The organism is Pandoraea anapnoica (assembly GCF_902459765.1).
In the GTDB taxonomy this organism is placed as follows: Bacteria; Pseudomonadota; Gammaproteobacteria; order Burkholderiales; family Burkholderiaceae; genus Pandoraea; species Pandoraea anapnoica.
This window is the reverse complement of record NZ_CABPSP010000003.1, coordinates 336,831-351,412: the sequence shown is the minus strand read 5'-3', so window position 1 is coordinate 351,412 and position 14,582 is coordinate 336,831. Positions and strand designations below refer to the sequence as shown.

At 61.4% G+C, this 14,582-nt stretch carries 17 protein-coding genes; 2 read left to right on the top strand and 15 right to left on the bottom strand.

What is annotated here, in order from left to right:
• Window positions 1-57: 57 nt before the first annotated feature.
• The 11 genes from PAN31117_RS07225 to PAN31117_RS07175 form a co-directional block, all read right to left on the bottom strand.
• Window positions 58-1,113 carry a MucB/RseB C-terminal domain-containing protein gene (locus tag PAN31117_RS07225; RefSeq protein WP_150737582.1) on the bottom strand — a complete coding sequence of 352 codons (1,056 nt, stop codon included), beginning with the start codon at window positions 1,111-1,113 and terminating at the stop codon, window positions 58-60.
• Window positions 1,114-1,803, bottom strand: a complete 690-nt coding sequence (locus PAN31117_RS07220; RefSeq protein WP_150737581.1) for a sigma-E factor negative regulatory protein — start codon at window positions 1,801-1,803, stop codon at window positions 1,114-1,116.
• Window positions 1,804-1,841: 38 nt separating this feature from the next.
• A complete protein-coding gene (gene rpoE, locus PAN31117_RS07215; RefSeq protein WP_010805230.1) occupies window positions 1,842-2,441 on the bottom strand; it encodes an RNA polymerase sigma factor RpoE in 600 nt (199 codons plus the stop codon).
• Between the two features lie 166 nt (window positions 2,442-2,607).
• The gene (fabF, locus tag PAN31117_RS07210; RefSeq protein WP_150737580.1) at window positions 2,608-3,846 is read right to left on the bottom strand and encodes a beta-ketoacyl-ACP synthase II; all 1,239 of its coding nucleotides are present in this window, start codon (window positions 3,844-3,846) and stop codon (window positions 2,608-2,610) included.
• Between the two features lie 142 nt (window positions 3,847-3,988).
• On the bottom strand, window positions 3,989-4,228 hold the full coding sequence (gene acpP / locus PAN31117_RS07205) for an acyl carrier protein (protein WP_039401228.1): 240 nt from the start codon (window positions 4,226-4,228) through the stop codon (window positions 3,989-3,991).
• 135 nt (window positions 4,229-4,363) lie between these two features.
• A complete protein-coding gene (gene fabG / locus PAN31117_RS07200; RefSeq protein ID WP_039401231.1) occupies window positions 4,364-5,113 on the bottom strand; it encodes a 3-oxoacyl-ACP reductase FabG in 750 nt (249 codons plus the stop codon).
• Between the two features lie 24 nt (window positions 5,114-5,137).
• Window positions 5,138-6,067, bottom strand: coding sequence for an ACP S-malonyltransferase (fabD, locus tag PAN31117_RS07195; protein ID WP_150737579.1), 930 nt, complete (start codon window positions 6,065-6,067; stop codon window positions 5,138-5,140).
• Window positions 6,068-6,215: 148 nt separating this feature from the next.
• Complete coding sequence (locus tag PAN31117_RS07190; protein WP_039401236.1) at window positions 6,216-7,202, bottom strand: beta-ketoacyl-ACP synthase III; 987 nt, start codon at window positions 7,200-7,202, stop codon at window positions 6,216-6,218.
• Between the two features lie 36 nt (window positions 7,203-7,238).
• Window positions 7,239-8,291: a phosphate acyltransferase PlsX gene (plsX, locus tag PAN31117_RS07185; protein ID WP_150737578.1), complete on the bottom strand. Its 1,053-nt coding sequence runs from the start codon at window positions 8,289-8,291 to the stop codon at window positions 7,239-7,241.
• 118 nt (window positions 8,292-8,409) lie between these two features.
• Window positions 8,410-8,589: a 50S ribosomal protein L32 gene (rpmF, locus tag PAN31117_RS07180; RefSeq protein WP_023594409.1), complete on the bottom strand. Its 180-nt coding sequence runs from the start codon at window positions 8,587-8,589 to the stop codon at window positions 8,410-8,412.
• A gap of 128 nt (window positions 8,590-8,717) precedes the next feature.
• Window positions 8,718-9,320, bottom strand: a complete 603-nt coding sequence (locus PAN31117_RS07175; RefSeq protein WP_150737577.1) for a YceD family protein — start codon at window positions 9,318-9,320, stop codon at window positions 8,718-8,720.
• Between the two features lie 176 nt (window positions 9,321-9,496).
• On the opposite strand from PAN31117_RS07175, the gene PAN31117_RS07170 reads away from it, so the two are divergent.
• Complete coding sequence (locus PAN31117_RS07170; RefSeq protein ID WP_150737576.1) at window positions 9,497-10,123, top strand: Maf-like protein; 627 nt, start codon at window positions 9,497-9,499, stop codon at window positions 10,121-10,123.
• Complete coding sequence (locus PAN31117_RS07165) at window positions 10,120-10,836, top strand: SAM-dependent methyltransferase (protein ID WP_150737575.1); 717 nt, start codon at window positions 10,120-10,122, stop codon at window positions 10,834-10,836. The genes PAN31117_RS07170 and PAN31117_RS07165 overlap by 4 nt, the downstream gene beginning before the upstream one ends.
• Window positions 10,837-10,935: 99 nt before the next feature.
• Here PAN31117_RS07165 and PAN31117_RS07160 read toward each other — a convergent pair whose 3' ends face one another.
• The 4 genes from PAN31117_RS07160 to PAN31117_RS07145 all read right to left on the bottom strand — a co-directional run bounded on the left by PAN31117_RS07160 (window position 10,936) and on the right by PAN31117_RS07145 (window position 14,152).
• Entirely contained in the window at window positions 10,936-11,988 is a 1,053-nt protein-coding gene (locus PAN31117_RS07160; RefSeq protein ID WP_150737574.1) for a S49 family peptidase, read from the bottom strand.
• A gap of 100 nt (window positions 11,989-12,088) precedes the next feature.
• Window positions 12,089-12,502 (bottom strand): Rieske (2Fe-2S) protein, encoded by a 414-nt coding sequence (locus PAN31117_RS07155; RefSeq protein WP_150737573.1) that lies wholly within the window; start codon window positions 12,500-12,502, stop codon window positions 12,089-12,091.
• Window positions 12,499-13,161 carry an HAD family hydrolase gene (locus PAN31117_RS07150; RefSeq protein WP_150737572.1) on the bottom strand — a complete coding sequence of 221 codons (663 nt, stop codon included), beginning with the start codon at window positions 13,159-13,161 and terminating at the stop codon, window positions 12,499-12,501. Before PAN31117_RS07150 ends, PAN31117_RS07155 begins: the two co-directional genes overlap by 4 nt.
• Window positions 13,148-14,152, bottom strand: coding sequence for an RluA family pseudouridine synthase (locus PAN31117_RS07145; protein ID WP_150737742.1), 1,005 nt, complete (start codon window positions 14,150-14,152; stop codon window positions 13,148-13,150). The genes PAN31117_RS07150 and PAN31117_RS07145 overlap by 14 nt, the downstream gene beginning before the upstream one ends.
• Window positions 14,153-14,582 lie beyond the last annotated feature (430 nt).

Sequence of the window (14,582 nt, the reverse complement as noted above, 5' to 3'; positions counted from 1 at the left end):
CGTCTGCCTCGCTGCCCGGACCGCACCGTTACCGGTTGCGGCCCACCCGACAGCCGGTCACTTCGCCGGCTGTTTGTACTCGATACTGGATGCGAACTGTTGCAGGGTGGCCTGCGGCACTTCGCCGAGCAAGGTCAGCCAGAAGTCGCCATAGCGCTTGATGAGGATGTTCGTCGCTCCGGCGCTACCGTGGCCTTCCTTGCGCTCACGCGTGGCCGGTTCGATAAACACCGAAAGTCCGGCCATGCCGTCGGAATATACCACCTGCTGGACTTCCAGCGGTTTGCCGTCCGCCGTCGAGCGCATCGTACGACGCACTTCCCGCACGGCCTTGAATCCCGGCACCTTCTTGTCGACGTCGATACTCCAGCCCGCGTCCGACAGACGCGTCGTCACAATCTGCGGCTTCACGACATGCCAGCCGTGCGTGGCCTGAATCGCATGGACGATTCGCGCCTTCTCGCTCGGCACACCGATAGAGATTTGCGAGAACGCCGCCTGCTCCAGCAGATGCCCCTCGGCATCGAGCGTCTGTGCACGCAGCAACAAGCCGGTATTGCGATCGGCCCACAAGCGATAACCGAAACGGTAATCGTCCTTCGGCGTGAGCTCGATCACCATGCAGTCGAAGCCCGCCATCCGTTCGTTCGGCAGCAGCTTCGGCGCGTAGTAGTCGAGCACGTCGCGATTGGGCGTCGCGAGCAAAGCGGGGAACGAATCCTTGCTCTCGCGCTTTTCCTGGAAGACGGTCTTTTGCTCGGGAATCAGCGTGTAGACGTCTTCGTTCTGACGAAGAATGCGGCGCTGACGTCCGTCGAGCGTCTCCAGTTCTTCGTACTCATTACCCTTCTCGGCGAAGTGACTGATCTTCGACGAACGCATGGTCGAGCCACGCTGATACACGAAGGTACCGATGTAGTTTTGCGTTTGCGCCGCACGGTGGATCTTGTTGAGCCACGCACTGACTTCGCGCTTCTCGACCAGCGGGTCGGTGGACGCGGAGGCCTGCGCCCACGCCTGCGTTTGCAGGGTGCTCGCCAGCAGGAATGCAAACAAGAAGAAAGTGCGCCCGAAGGGCGCACGCGGCAAGGATTCGATACTCAGGCGCTGCATTTATTCGTCCGCTTGCGCCGAGGCTCGCATGTAAGGGGAAACGCTCTGGCCGATCGGGGCCGGCGCATATTGCTGGTGAGCCGCAAGATACTGGTCGAGACGCGCATCGCGCAGCACGATCACATCGTTCGGCGCACCCGCACCATTGGCGGCCACAGCGGCTTGCGGCTGCTGCGAGAGCGCCACACGCGTGAGGCTGGAGCCGCTGGCGGCCGGCGCGGCGCTCTGAGCGAGCACCTGCGGTTGCGCGCCACCTGCCGGATGATCCTGCAGACGCGGCACCACGACCCACGACAGCGCAGCGACTGCGGCGGCGGCAGCAGCCGTCGGCAGGACGCGGCGAACGCGCAGGAAAGGGTTGATTCGCGTGACACGCGAGCCGGCGGCTTTTGCGCTCGCAGCTGTCGCTGCCTGAGCGTCGGCCAGTGCGGCCGGCGCGAGCAGGTGCGGCTCGGCTTCGAGGCGTGCAGCGAAGGAGGCCATAAAGGCAGACTCCGAACGCGGCAGCGTCAGTTCATCGGAACGCAATGCGTCCCCGATCAGATGGTAGTCGTCCCACAGAGGCCGGCCCGAGGTGTCAGCCTCGTCCAGCAGGGCGGCCAGTTCGTCCGGATCGAATTCCCCGTCCATCAACGCGGAAATCCGCTCGGCTTGCAGCCCCCGCTGCGTTTGCACCGTCGCTGATCCCATGATATCCCCCAACGAAAATAACTTCCCCGGCGGCGCGCTCACCAGCGCTTACCGTCAGGCGTGTCCAGCAGCGGCCTGAGCCGGCTGGCAATCGCTTCACGCGCCCGGAAAATTCGCGAACGGACCGTTCCGATCGGGCACCCCATGGCTTCGGCGATCTCTTCGTAGCTCAACCCTTCGATTTCTCGCAGGGTAATTGCCGTTCGAAGTTCATCGGGCAAAGCCTCCATCGCTGTGTTGACCGTTTGAGCAATCTGCTTGCTCATCAGCATCGACTCAGGCGTGTTGATATCCCTTAGTTGATCGGCCTCGGCAAAAGTTTCAGCTTCTTCAGCGTTCGCTTCAGTCGAAGTCGGTGCACGACGTCCCTGGGTCGCCAGGTGGTTTTTCGCCGTGTTGACAGCAATACGATACAACCAGGTATAGAACGCCGACTCGCCGCGAAACTGCGGCAAGGCGCGGTAGGCCTTGATAAAGGCCTCCTGCGTCACATCCTCGACCTCGGCGGCGTCGCGCACGAGCCGCGATACGAGGCGGATGATCTTGCGGTGATATTTCGCGACCAACAGCTCGAAGGCGGCTTTGTCGCCTTTCTGCACGCGCTCGACAAGCGCCTGGTCGATTTCTCGTTCACTCACCTGATATGGATCCGTATTTTCTCTGGCTGCCGGGCCCGAACGGGCCCAATTGCACCGTGGCAGCACTGACCACCACGGCTGGAAGTGTCTTTGACGCCGCACGCCCGGGCACACTCACCGGAGCGTGGGTCAGCGGGATGGGACGCCTGCGGGGCGTCCCGCGAACTTAAACTCGCTGGAAGACCAGCGTGCCGTTAGTCCCGCCAAATCCGAAAGAGTTCTTCAACGCGACATCAATTTTCATATCACGGGCCGTATTTGCGCAGTAGTCGAGGTCGCAAGCCGGATCCTGATTGAAGATGTTGATCGTCGGCGGCGACTTCTGATGGTGAACGGCCAACACGGTGAACACCGACTCCAGGCCGCCCGCGCCGCCCAGCAAGTGGCCGGTCATCGACTTGGTCGAATTCATCACGACGTTTTTGGCCGCATCGCCCATCAGGCGCTTGACCGCGACCGTCTCGGCGATATCGCCCAACGGCGTCGACGTGCCGTGCGCATTCACATAGTTCACCGTGTCGGCGTTCAGGCCGGCGTCGCGCAGCGCGTTCGTCATAGCGCGCAGTGCGCCGTCGCCGTCTTCGCACGGTGCGGTCATGTGATATGCATCAGCGCTCATGCCGAAGCCCGTGAGTTCGGCGTAGATCTTGGCGCCGCGCGCCTTGGCGTGCTCGTACTCTTCGACCATCATCACGCCAGCGCCTTCGCCCAGCACGAAGCCGTCACGATCCTTGTCCCACGGACGGCTGGCCGTCGCCGGGTCGTCGTTACGCGTGGACAGTGCGGTCATCGCGGCGAAACCGCCGATACCCAACGGCGACACCGTCGATTCGGCTCCGCCCGCGAGCACGGCATCCGCGTCGCCGTACTGAATCATGCGTGCGGCCTGACCGATACAGTGCAGACCGGTCGTGCAAGCCGTGACGATGGCAAGGTTCGGGCCCTTCAGGCCGTACTTGATCGACAGGTGACCGGAGATCATATTGATGATCGAGCCCGGCACAAAGAAGGGGGAGATCTTGCGCGGACCGCCCTTGATCAGATCGTCGTGCGTATCCTCGATCATCGGCAGACCACCGATCCCGGAGCCAACAAGGACACCGATGCGTTCTGCGTTCTCTGCAGTGATTTGCAGGCCGCTATCCTCAAACGCCTGAATGCCGGCTGCCAGACCGTAGTGGATAAACGTATCCATACGGCGAGCTTCCTTGGCCGACAGATACTTCTCTGTCTCGAAGTTTTTGACTTCGCCTGCGAAGCGAACTTTGAACTCGCTCGCATCGAACTTCGTGATGTTGGCGATGCCCGAACGGCCCGCGACCAGATTTTCCCAACCTTCGGCAACGGTGTTGCCGACCGGCGAGATCAGGCCCAGACCGGTAATGACGACGCGACGACGACTCACGATACTCCCCTTCTTCTGCTGGGTCATACAAAACAAAAGCCACAGAGGCGACAAGGTCCGACCCTGCGCTCCCTGCGGCTGACAGGCATGCCCGACGCCAGGAGCCGGTCGGCATCCCGGCCAGTCAGGCTATCCGTACGAATTACGCCTTCTTCTGCGACGAGGCGAAATCGATAGCTTGTTGCACGGTGGTGATCTTTTCTGCTTCTTCGTCCGGGATCTCGATCTCGAACTCTTCTTCCAGGGCCATCACCAGCTCAACCGTATCGAGCGAGTCAGCGCCGAGATCGTTCACGAAGCTGGATTCGTTCTTAATGTCGGCTTCCGCGACGCCAAGTTGTTCGGCGACGATCTTCTTGACGCGTTGCTCAATGTTATCCATTCAAACCCTCCGGGGTAGTTAGTTCAGACAAGTGCGCGCATTTTAACAGGTTTGCAAAGCAAAGTTAGCATGCGCCAAATAATGTTCAATGTCGCGCAAATCATGCAATTTCACCACAATCTGCACGCATCTTCCTTAATTCATGAACATGCCGCCGTTCACGTGAAGCGTAGTGCCGGTGATGTAACCGGCCTGCGGAGACGCGAGGAACGCCACCGCATTAGCGATATCTTCCGGCGCGCCCAGACGGCCCAGCGGAATGCGTGCCTTGAGCGCTTCGTGTTGTGCTTCGCCCAGTGCCTTGGTCATATCGGTGTCGATAAAACCGGGGGCCACGCAGTTGACCGTGATATTTCGGCTACCGATCTCGGCGGCCAGCGAACGCGACATGCCCGACACGCCCGCCTTTGCGGCGGCGTAATTGGCCTGCCCCGGGTTGCCAGCGGAGCCGACGACCGACGTCACATTGATGATCCGGCCGCTACGTGCCTTCATCATCGGCTTAATGACAGCACGCGACAGACGGAAGATCGCCTTGAGGTTCGTGTCGATCACATCGTCCCACTCGTCGTCCTTCATACGCATCGCGAGGTTATCGCGAGTAATACCGGCGTTATTGACGAGGATGTCGAGCTTGCCATGTTGCTTGAGGATGTCGTCCAGCGCTGCGGCCACGCCCTCGGCGTCGGTCACATTCAGGACAATGCCCTTGCCCGCGACGCCGGCTTCGGCGAAATACGCATCGATGCCTTGTGCACCGGCTTCGCTGGTGGCAGTGCCCACGACCGTCGCACCCTGGCGAGCCAGTTCGAGGGCGATGGCACGACCGATGCCGCGCGAGGCACCGGTCACCAGCGCCACGAGGTTTTCGAGTTGCTTGCTCATGAAAGAATTACCCTTGCCTATGGCTTACGAGAGTTGGGCACGAACGTCGGCCAGCGAGGCCGGATCGGTGATCGCCAAACCCGTGAGATTGCCGTCGATGCGCTTGGTCAGGCCGGTCAGCACCTTGCCCGGACCGCACTCGACCACTTGCGTCACGCCTTGCGCGGCGAGCCACTTCACCGACTCGACCCAGCGCACCGGGGCAGCCGCCTGACGCACCAGCGCGTCCTTGATGCGCGCCACGTCGTTTTCGACGAGCACATCCACGTTATTGACGAGCGGGACCTGCGGCGCGTTAAACGTCACGCTCGCCAGATACTCGCGCAGACGATCCGACGCCGGTTTGAGCAGCGACGAATGGAACGGCGCGGACACCGGCAGCACGAGCGCGCGCTTGGCCCCTGCGGCCTTGGCCAGTTCGCAGGCCTTTTCCACACCTGCCTTGGCACCGGCGATCACAACTTGTGCCGGCGCATTGAAGTTGACCGCTTCGACCACGCCCGCCGCCGACGCTTCGGCGCAGACGGAGCGAACGGCGTCGTCGTCCAGACCGAGAATCGCCGCCATACCGCCCTGACCGACCGGCACGGCTTCCTGCATGGCCTGCGCACGAAAACGCACGAGCGGCACGGCGTCCTTGAATGCGATGACGCCAGCGGCGACCAACGCCGTGTACTCACCCAGGCTGTGGCCAGCAACGAAAGCCGGCGTTGCGCCACCGTCAGCCAGCCACGCGCGGTACATCGCGTAGGCGGCGGTGAGCATCACCGGTTGCGTGTTGGTCGTGAGGTTGAGTTCTTCGGCGGGGCCAGCGGCGATCAGCTTGGCGATATCCTGCCCAAGGGCGTCCGAAGCTTCGGCAAGCGTTTCGCGCACGACGGCGTTGTCCGCGAATGCGTCGAGCATGCCCACCGATTGGGATCCTTGTCCCGGGAAAACGAAAGCGAATGTCATAGCGGCTGGTTTTACAGTCAGATTCAGAAACATGGCGGCGCATCTTAGCGCGCCGCAGCGACACGCAAGAGAGCGTTCCCACGCGTTTCGCTTACACCGCACTTCACAACCCGCGGCAGGTTCGCGTGGCGCTCCGACGCCGGGACGCTCACATGCGGAACAGCACCGCGCCCCACGTAAAGCCACCACCCACGCCTTCGATCATGACGTTCTGGCCAGCTTTGATACGTCCGTCGCGAACGGCGACGTCGAGTGCGAGCGGAATCGATGCAGCGGAAGTATTGCCGTGCTGGTCGACGGTTACGACCATTTTCGCTTCGGCGCCCAGCTTGCGGGCCGTACTCGTCATGATGCGCAGATTGGCCTGATGCGGAATCAGCCAGTCGATCGCCGACGCTTCCAGCCCAGCCTTTTCGAGGGCCTCGTGAGCTACCTTTTCGAGCACCTTGACGGCCAGCTTGAACACCGCCTGACCATCCATATAAAGGAATGCTTCACCTTGCACTGCGCCACCGCTCACATTGCCCGGCACGCAGAGGATGTTCGAGTGACTGCCGTCTGCGTGCAGCGCGCTCGAAAGAATGCCCGGCTCGCTGGACGCTTGCAGCACGACCGCACCCGCACCATCGCCAAACAGCACGCACGTCGTGCGGTCGTTGAAATCGAGAATGCGCGAGAACGTTTCTGCGCCGATCACGAGCACGTTGCGGTATGCGCCCGAACGGATGAAGTTGTCGGCCGTCGCCATCGCATAGGCGAAGCCCGAGCAAACGGCCTGGATGTCGAACGCGGCACAACCGTTGGTGATACCCAGCTTGTTCTGCACGAGGCAAGCCGTACTTGGGAACACGAAATCGGGCGTGGACGTGGCCACCATGATCAGGTCGATCTGATCGGCGCTCAGCCCCGCCATGTCGAGCGCGCGCTTGGCGGCTTCCACCGCCATATCGCTGCTCGTCTGGTCGGGCGCGGCGAAATGGCGCGCCTGAATGCCGGTACGGGCGACGATCCACTCGTCGCTCGTCTCGATGCCTCGGGTGGCAAGCTCATCTGCCAACTGCTGATTGGTCACGCGTCGTGCCGGCAGGTAGCTGCCGGTGCCGACGACACGGGAATAAATCGCGGACTGGGTCATCTTATAGTCGGTTAGCGCATCGGGGCGGGACCGGCTTCAGAGCGCCGGAATGGCGCTCGCCGGCTTGTTGTCCTGGAGCTGGGTCTGATTCTCCTGCATGGCGTGCGACAGACGGTCAAGCACACCGTTGCGAACTGCATCATAGCCGCGTTTGATGGCCCATTCAAACGAGTAGGCATCGGCGGAACCGTGGCTCTTGATGACGAGCGCACGCAACCCGAGCAACGCAGCACCGTTGTAACGGCGATGGTCGACGCGATTCTTGAAGCGAGTGAGAATCGGCAGTGCGATGACGGCAATCACCTTCGTCCACCATGTGCGGGTGAACTCTTCGCGGATCATGTCGCCGAGCATCTGTGCCAGGCCTTCGGAAGTTTTGAGCGCAACGTTGCCGACGAAACCATCGCAGACGACGATATCCGTCGTACCTCGATAAATGTCGTTGCCTTCCACGTTGCCGTAGAAATTCAGCGTGGAGCCGCGCAGCAGCTCGCCCGCCTGCTTGATGACGTCGTTGCCTTTGATGACTTCTTCGCCAATGTTGAGCAGGCCGATCGACGGACGTTCCTTCCCATCGACCGCCGCGACAAGCGCGTGGCCCATCTCGGCGAATTGCAGCAGGTGAGTCGGTTCGCAGTCGACGTTGGCGCCCAGATCGAGCATCGTCGTGTAGCCACCCTTCTCGTTCGGCAGCACCGTGGCAATCGCCGGGCGCTCGATTCCGGGTAGCGTCTTGAGGACGTAACGCGAGACGGCCATCAGCGCACCGGTATTCCCGGCGGACACGCAGGCCTGCGCGCGCGCTTCCTTGACCAGATTGAGCGCCACGCGCATCGAAGAGTCTTTCTTCTTGCGCAGCGCGGTCTCGACCGAGTCGTCCATGGCGACGACTTCACTCGCATTGACGACGGACAAGCGCGGGTGATCCGTCACACGCAGCTTCGCGAGCTGCGCGTTGATGATCTCCTGCTGCCCGACCAGCACAAGTTCGACATCGTCGGTGGATTGCACGAAGCGAACCGCAGCCGGCACCGTCACCGATGGGCCGTGGTCTCCGCCCATACAATCGATCGTCAGGGTGACTGTCATGTCGACGTGATTGGCTTGCGGTACAGGTAACAAAAAAAGCGGCAGGATGAGTGCCGCTTTTGCCACATCGGACGATCAAACAGCGCCATGATGGGCGCGTATCGCCTTGAGGGCCGAATTAGTCGTTCTTGGTCTTGATGACCTTGCGACCACGGTAGAAACCGTTCGGCGAGATGTGGTGACGCAGGTGCGTCTCACCCGACGTCGGTTCGACGGCGGTCGACGGTGCGGTCAGGAAATCGTGCGAACGGTGCATGCCGCGCTTCGACGGCGACTTCTTGTTCTGTTGAACGGCCATGATAACTCCTCAAAATATCGCGAAATTTTAACACAGTTCGAGCGCCGCCCTACGGTGTCGGCCTGTCGGCCCGACCTGTGCGACTAACGCAAACATGTACTTTGGTGAGCCGGAAATCCGGCCGCACATTACTTTCCGTCCTTGTCCGGCGAGCGCTTGAGCGCTGCCAGCGCCGCGAACGGAGACGGCTTATCCTCTTCTTCGGGCTCCGGAGCCGGCTCTGCCAACCCGTCGCTTCCGGTGGCCAGACTATCGTGAACACTCGGACAAACCTCATGTTTCGGAACGATAGGCAAAGCCAACAGCAATTCTTCTTCGATCAGCTCGCGCAAATCGAAATGTTTGGAGCCGACCAACGCCTCGAGTTCGTCCTCATCGAGAGGACGCGCTTCCGCAGCGGCTTCGTCAGGCACGATCTCGAACGTCGTTTCCGAGTCGAGCGACTCCTGGTAAGGCGTGAGGCAACGCTGGCATTCGAGCCACATCGGACCTTCGACCGTGAGCGTCAAAAACTGCTTCACGGTGGGCTTGCCATCCGCGCGCAGCACAGGCTTCTCTGCCCCTTGCGCACGCCAGTGAAACACGCCCTCAGCCCGTCCCGATGCCGAGACTTCGACTGGCACTTCGGTTACCATGCGCGGCAATGCCGCAAGCTGCACGTCACCTTCCGCCACCCGGCCGGTACGCGCGAATTCGAACAGATCGACGATATATTCGTTCATCACGCTCATCCTTGCCTTGGCGCATCTGACCGCATTTCATGTCCCCTGCCACCCGCAGCGCCCTGATTCGACGCCACTTTTAGGCGCTTGAACCGGTGCCGCGCAGGCTGGCGAGACCGAGCGCCAGATTGCAAAAGCCGTGAATTCTAAATAGTTTTTCGTTTCTCGTCAAACACTTAAACCCGATGACCGCACAGCCCCTGCCATCGCTGATCCTGGCCTCCGGATCGCGCTATCGCCGCGAACTGCTCGAGCGCCTGCACCTGCCTTTCTCTGTCGACGTCCCGGACATCGACGAGACGCCCGTCTCTGGCGAAACACCGCACGACACCTCGCTACGGCTGGCCCGCCAGAAGGCGCAGGCCGTCGCTGCCCGCCACCCGGGCGCCGTCATTATCGGCTCCGATCAGGTCGCGACCTTCGAAGGCCGTCAGATCGGCAAACCCGGCAACTTCGAGAACGCCATGGCGCAACTGCGCGACATGCGCGGCAAGGTGGTCGAGTTTCACTCCGCCCTGTGCGTCTACGACGCCCGCAACGCCGAGAGTCAAGCCAAAGACGTTGTAACGCGGGTGAAGTTCCGCGATCTGCCCGATAACGTGCTGGCGGCCTACCTTCACGCAGAAACGCCTTATGACTGCGCAGGCAGCGCCAAATCTGAAGGCCTCGGCATCATGCTGCTAGAAACCATCGAAAACGACGACCCGACCGCACTCATCGGCCTCCCGTTGATTGCGCTCACGACCATGCTGATGAATGCCGGTGTCGCCCTGCCCGGGCCCGGCGTGGCACAACAAGGGAGCACAGCATGAGCGGCACCCTGTATCTGATTCCCAACACGCTCGGCACGAGCACCCGAGGCGGGCTGCCGTCCGTGTTGCCCGAAGAGGTTCGCACAGTGACCGCCGGACTGAAATACTTCGTCGGCGAACAGGCCAAGAGCACGCGCGCCTTCCTGAAACTGGTGGGCGTCAGCACGCCGATTCAGGAAATCGACATCCGCGAACTGAACGTCAATACGCCAGAGGCTGCCATCGATGCCCTGCTCGCACCGATTCTGGCAGGCGCAGATGGCGGCCTCGTGTCGGAAGCTGGCTGCCCGGCCGTTGCCGATCCGGGGGCGCTGCTGGTACGTCGCGCGCATGAAAAAGGCGTGCGGGTAGTGCCGTTCGTCGGCCCTAGCTCGATTCTTCTCGCCCTGATGGCCAGCGGACTTAACGGCCAAAGCTTCTCTTTTCATGGCTATTTGTCGACGGATGCGGGCGAGCGCACCAAGCGCCTGCGCGAGCTGGAACAACGCTCACGCAAGGAAAAACAGACGCAAATCTTCATCGAGACGCCCTACCGAAACAAAGCGATGCTCGACGCCCTGCTGCAAAGCTGCGACGCCTCCACATTGCTTTGCGTGGCCGTCGATGTCACGCAGGATGCGGAGCAAATCGTGACGCACCGAGTCAAGGGATGGCCGCACGCCAGCGTCGACCTGCATAAACGGCCTGCGATTTTCCTGTTTTTGGCGCAATAACGGGACACAAATGAGAAAACCCCACGGAAGTTCGGCTTCCGTGGGGTTTTTTCGCTCTTACCATTGCGCCGTCTGTCGATGGACGACGCAGCGTAACGGTTACTTCATCGTCAGCGCGGTGCCCATGAGCATCGTCTTCATCGCCGCCGCGCCCACTGCCGCACCAAAGCGCCGCGCCATCCGTTCGGGCAGGTTTTCCTTGACGGTGTAGTCGACCAGATCGGGCGCCTTCAGAACGTCACGCGCCACAGTGTCGACCGTGCCGAGGCCGTCGGCCAGCCCCAGCTCGACGGAGCGCTGCCCAGTCCAGAACAGGCCACTGAACAGATCCGGATCATCCTTCAGACGGTCGCCACGGCCCTTTTTGACTGCCGTGATGAACTGCTGGTGAACTTGCTCGAGCATGTCCAGCGCGTACGTCTTCTGCTGATCGGTCTGCGGCGAGAACGGGTCGAGGAAGCCCTTGTTGCGGCCCGCAGTCAACAGACGGCGCTCCACGCCCAGTTTGTCCATCAACCCGGTGAAGCCGAAGCCGTCCATCAGCACGCCAATGGAGCCGACGATGCTCGCCTTATCGACGTATATCTTGTCGGCGGCGGCCGCCACGTAATAGCCGCCGGAGGCGCACATCTCCTCGACCACGACATAAATCGGCTTCTTCGGGTATTTCGCACGCAAACGGGCTATGTCGTCGTAGATCATGCCCGCCTGGACCGGGCTGCCGCCCGGGCTGTTGATGCGCAGGATCACGCCCGCAGCCGATTTGTCTTCGAACGCCGATTCCAGCGCCGCGTTGATCTTCTGCGCGCTCGCCTGACCGTCCGCTGAAATCTCGCCGTTCAGCGTGACCAGCGCAGTGTGCTTACCTGCGGTCGACCCGACAGATGTTGTGCTTCCACCGTCGAAATCGAAGATCGACCACACTGCAAAGGCGATGATCGCCAGGATCAGCAGACGGAAGAATATCTTCCAGCGTCGCGCGGCACGTTGCTCGCGAATGCCAGCCATCAAGACCTTTTCCAGCATTTCGCGCTCCCAGGGCTTGACCTCATGGGGGTCGCGACCCGCACCGGACGCCTGTGGCGAACGCCCGCCAGGTGGCGTGAAACCGGGTTCGGAGCGCGGCGAATCGGGCGGCAGGGAGTCGGCCATACGTTATCCAGAGACTTGAGTGAAAGACGAGACAGGCGAGACAGACATTGGACCGCTCAGCAATGTTTGAGGCAACTTAGCACCCGATGCGGAAGTTTTGTCAGGACGTTGACGTTTCAAGCGCCTCGATTCCGGCCTCCGGCCACCAGACGACGGTCGTCGGCGCGCCCGGCTCGCCCGACGCAGCAGGCTGTTCCTCAACGCGCACCGGCTGCAATGCCCCGCCACGGCACGGCCCGCCAACGCAAAGCCCGGTATCGGGCTCGTAAGTCGCACCATGCGTTGCGCACATCAAGTATAAGCCGCCCGTCTCGAAGAACTGCCCCTCGGACCAGTCCATCTCCATCGGCACATGGGCGCACTGATTGAGATAGCCGTAAACGCGGCCGTCGTAACGAATCACGAAAGCTGGCGTCGGCCGACCGCCGACGAGCACCTCGAAGCGAACCCCGAGTCCACCATCTTCCAGCGCATTGCCCGGACAAATCGGCAGCGGGAGTGCGGCGTCGCTCACACGCGCTCCAGCAACCAGTCGCGCAGCTCGGCGACGCTGCCTGCACAGTATGCGGGATCAAGCGCGACCAGTTGATCGCGCGGATGCGCGCCGCCGTAGGCCACGCCCACGCCCGCCGCACCGGCGCTGCGTGCCATCTGCAAATCGTGCGTGGTGTCGCCGATCATGACCGTACGACGCAGATCCTGACCGAGTTCGCGCGTCAGTTCTTGCAACATGGCCGGGTGCGGCTTCGAGAATGTCTCATCGGCGCAACGGGTCGCGTCAAACATCCGCATCAGACCGGCGGATTCGAGCGCCCGGTTTAGTCCAACCCGTGATTTTCCCGTCGCCACGGCGAGGAAACGGCCACGCGAGCGCAATTCGTCGAGCAGTTCGCGAACGCCAGGGAACAGAACCGTCTCCTTATCGCCTATCAAATAGTGAAAACGATAGCGTTCCGACAGGCGCGGATAGTGCGAAGGATCGAGCGATGGGACGGCCATTTGCAGCGCGTCACGCAAACCGAGGCCGATGACGTGACTGGCCAGCTCGTCCGTCGGCACCGGCAGACCGAGATCCCGGCAAGCCGCCTGAATGCAGCGGGTAATCGTGGGGGTCGAGTCCATCAACGTCCCATCCCAGTCGAACACGACCAGGTCAAATTCAGAGCTTGGCATCAGCGGTGGTGGTTCGAAGTTGATTCAGGAATTGCTCACATTCTGGCGGCAACGCCGCTTCCAACGCAATCGGCGTGTCCAGCACGGGGTGCGTGAACTTCAGCCGGTAAGCGTGCAGGAACATCCGCTTGATACCGGGGCGAACGCCGGGCCGCGCCAGATTCTTGTTCAGCGTGAAGTCCCCATATTTGTCGTCGCCAACGATGGGCGTACCGCAATGCGCCAGATGAACCCGGATCTGATGGGTGCGCCCTGTTTTCAGTTCCGCTTCGAGCAACGCATAAGGCGGATAAGATTCCACCATGCGAAATACGGTGTGCGACGCCTGCCCGTCTTCCTGCACCCGCACCCGGCGTTCGCCCTCAGCGGTGACATATTTATATAGCGGTGCCTTGACCGCACGTTTGGGGTCGCGCCATTCGCCCGTGACGCAGGCGAGATAGCGCTTGTCCATCCGGTTGTGACGGATCTGCTCGTGCATGCCGACCAGCGCCGCACGCTTTTTCGCGAGCAACAGAATGCCGGACGTCTCACGATCGAGTCGATGCACCAGCTCGAGGAACTTGAGTTGCGGCAGCGCCTGACGCAATTGCTCGATCACCCCGAAAGACACCCCGCTACCACCGTGCACGGCCACACCGGCCGGCTTATCGATGGCCATGAGGTAGTCGTCTTCGAACAAGATCGGGAAGGTGGCGGCCGGCACATGGGCCTTGGCCTCGGGGTCTGGCGTGGCCATCCGGACCGGCGGAATGCGGACGATATCGCCTATGACAAGTCGATAGGCTGCGTCTACTCGCCCTTTATTTACGCGGACTTCCCCGCTACGCAGAATGCGATAGACGTGGCTTTTCGGTACCCCTTTGCACTCACGCAACAGGAAATTATCGATACGCTGACCGGCCGAACCATCGTCAACCTCGACGAGACGAACCTGCGGCGCGGACGCCGGCGCAACCATTTTCTGCCGACTTTTGCCTAACTCATTCATTATGAATATAATTTGTCCGACAGAGATGGCGGTAGCGGGAATCATGCCAAATCCCCACCTCTGTCGGTGCATACCCCAAAACGGTATTTTACTTGCACCCCGGGCAGGCTGCTCGTCCGGTGACCCTGGAGCAGCGAGCGCACGCACGTCACGCAGCGACGGCAGGAAGTGGGCCCATAGGCCGCTTCGGTCGAGCGCGCGTGACGCGGATAGAGTTGGTGGTTATAGAATTTTTTGGCGATGAGCCCGGACTCCATTGTCCGAGCTGATCGCTTTGTGAATATCGTTCGCGCAAAAAGTCGAAGTGAGGCGCCGTCACAAGAAGAATAAGTGTCGGCAGGCGCCCCGAGAAAACGCTGATGAAGTTTCTCGTCCAGTTTCTATTGGTATGGACTGCAAGCCCGAAGTGATCCGCGCCGAGCCGGTGTTT

What these genes read in the sequence shown, in the direction of transcription:
- plsX (WP_150737578.1), bottom strand. Translation starts at nt 8,291, where the DNA reads ATGACAGTCACCCTGACGATCGATTGTATGGGCGGAGACCACGGCCCA.
- PAN31117_RS07175 (WP_150737577.1), bottom strand. Translation starts at nt 9,320, where the DNA reads ATGAGCGTGATGAACGAATATATCGTCGATCTGTTCGAATTCGCGCGT.
- PAN31117_RS07190 (WP_039401236.1), bottom strand. Translation starts at nt 7,202, where the DNA reads ATGACCCAGTCCGCGATTTATTCCCGTGTCGTCGGCACCGGCAGCTAC.
- PAN31117_RS07150 (WP_150737572.1), bottom strand. Translation starts at nt 13,161, where the DNA reads ATGCCAAGCTCTGAATTTGACCTGGTCGTGTTCGACTGGGATGGGACG.
- PAN31117_RS07225 (WP_150737582.1), bottom strand. Translation starts at nt 1,113, where the DNA reads ATGCAGCGCCTGAGTATCGAATCCTTGCCGCGTGCGCCCTTCGGGCGC.
- PAN31117_RS07220 (WP_150737581.1), bottom strand. Translation starts at nt 1,803, where the DNA reads ATGGGATCAGCGACGGTGCAAACGCAGCGGGGGCTGCAAGCCGAGCGG.
- rpmF (WP_023594409.1), bottom strand. Translation starts at nt 8,589, where the DNA reads ATGGCCGTTCAACAGAACAAGAAGTCGCCGTCGAAGCGCGGCATGCAC.
- PAN31117_RS07145 (WP_150737742.1), bottom strand. Translation starts at nt 14,152, where the DNA reads ATGAATGAGTTAGGCAAAAGTCGGCAGAAAATGGTTGCGCCGGCGTCC.
- PAN31117_RS07160 (WP_150737574.1), bottom strand. Translation starts at nt 11,988, where the DNA reads ATGGCCGACTCCCTGCCGCCCGATTCGCCGCGCTCCGAACCCGGTTTC.
- acpP (WP_039401228.1), bottom strand. Translation starts at nt 4,228, where the DNA reads ATGGATAACATTGAGCAACGCGTCAAGAAGATCGTCGCCGAACAACTT.
- fabD (WP_150737579.1), bottom strand. Translation starts at nt 6,067, where the DNA reads ATGACATTCGCTTTCGTTTTCCCGGGACAAGGATCCCAATCGGTGGGC.
- fabG (WP_039401231.1), bottom strand. Translation starts at nt 5,113, where the DNA reads ATGAGCAAGCAACTCGAAAACCTCGTGGCGCTGGTGACCGGTGCCTCG.
- PAN31117_RS07165 (WP_150737575.1), top strand. Translation starts at nt 10,120, where the DNA reads ATGAGCGGCACCCTGTATCTGATTCCCAACACGCTCGGCACGAGCACC.
- PAN31117_RS07170 (WP_150737576.1), top strand. Translation starts at nt 9,497, where the DNA reads ATGACCGCACAGCCCCTGCCATCGCTGATCCTGGCCTCCGGATCGCGC.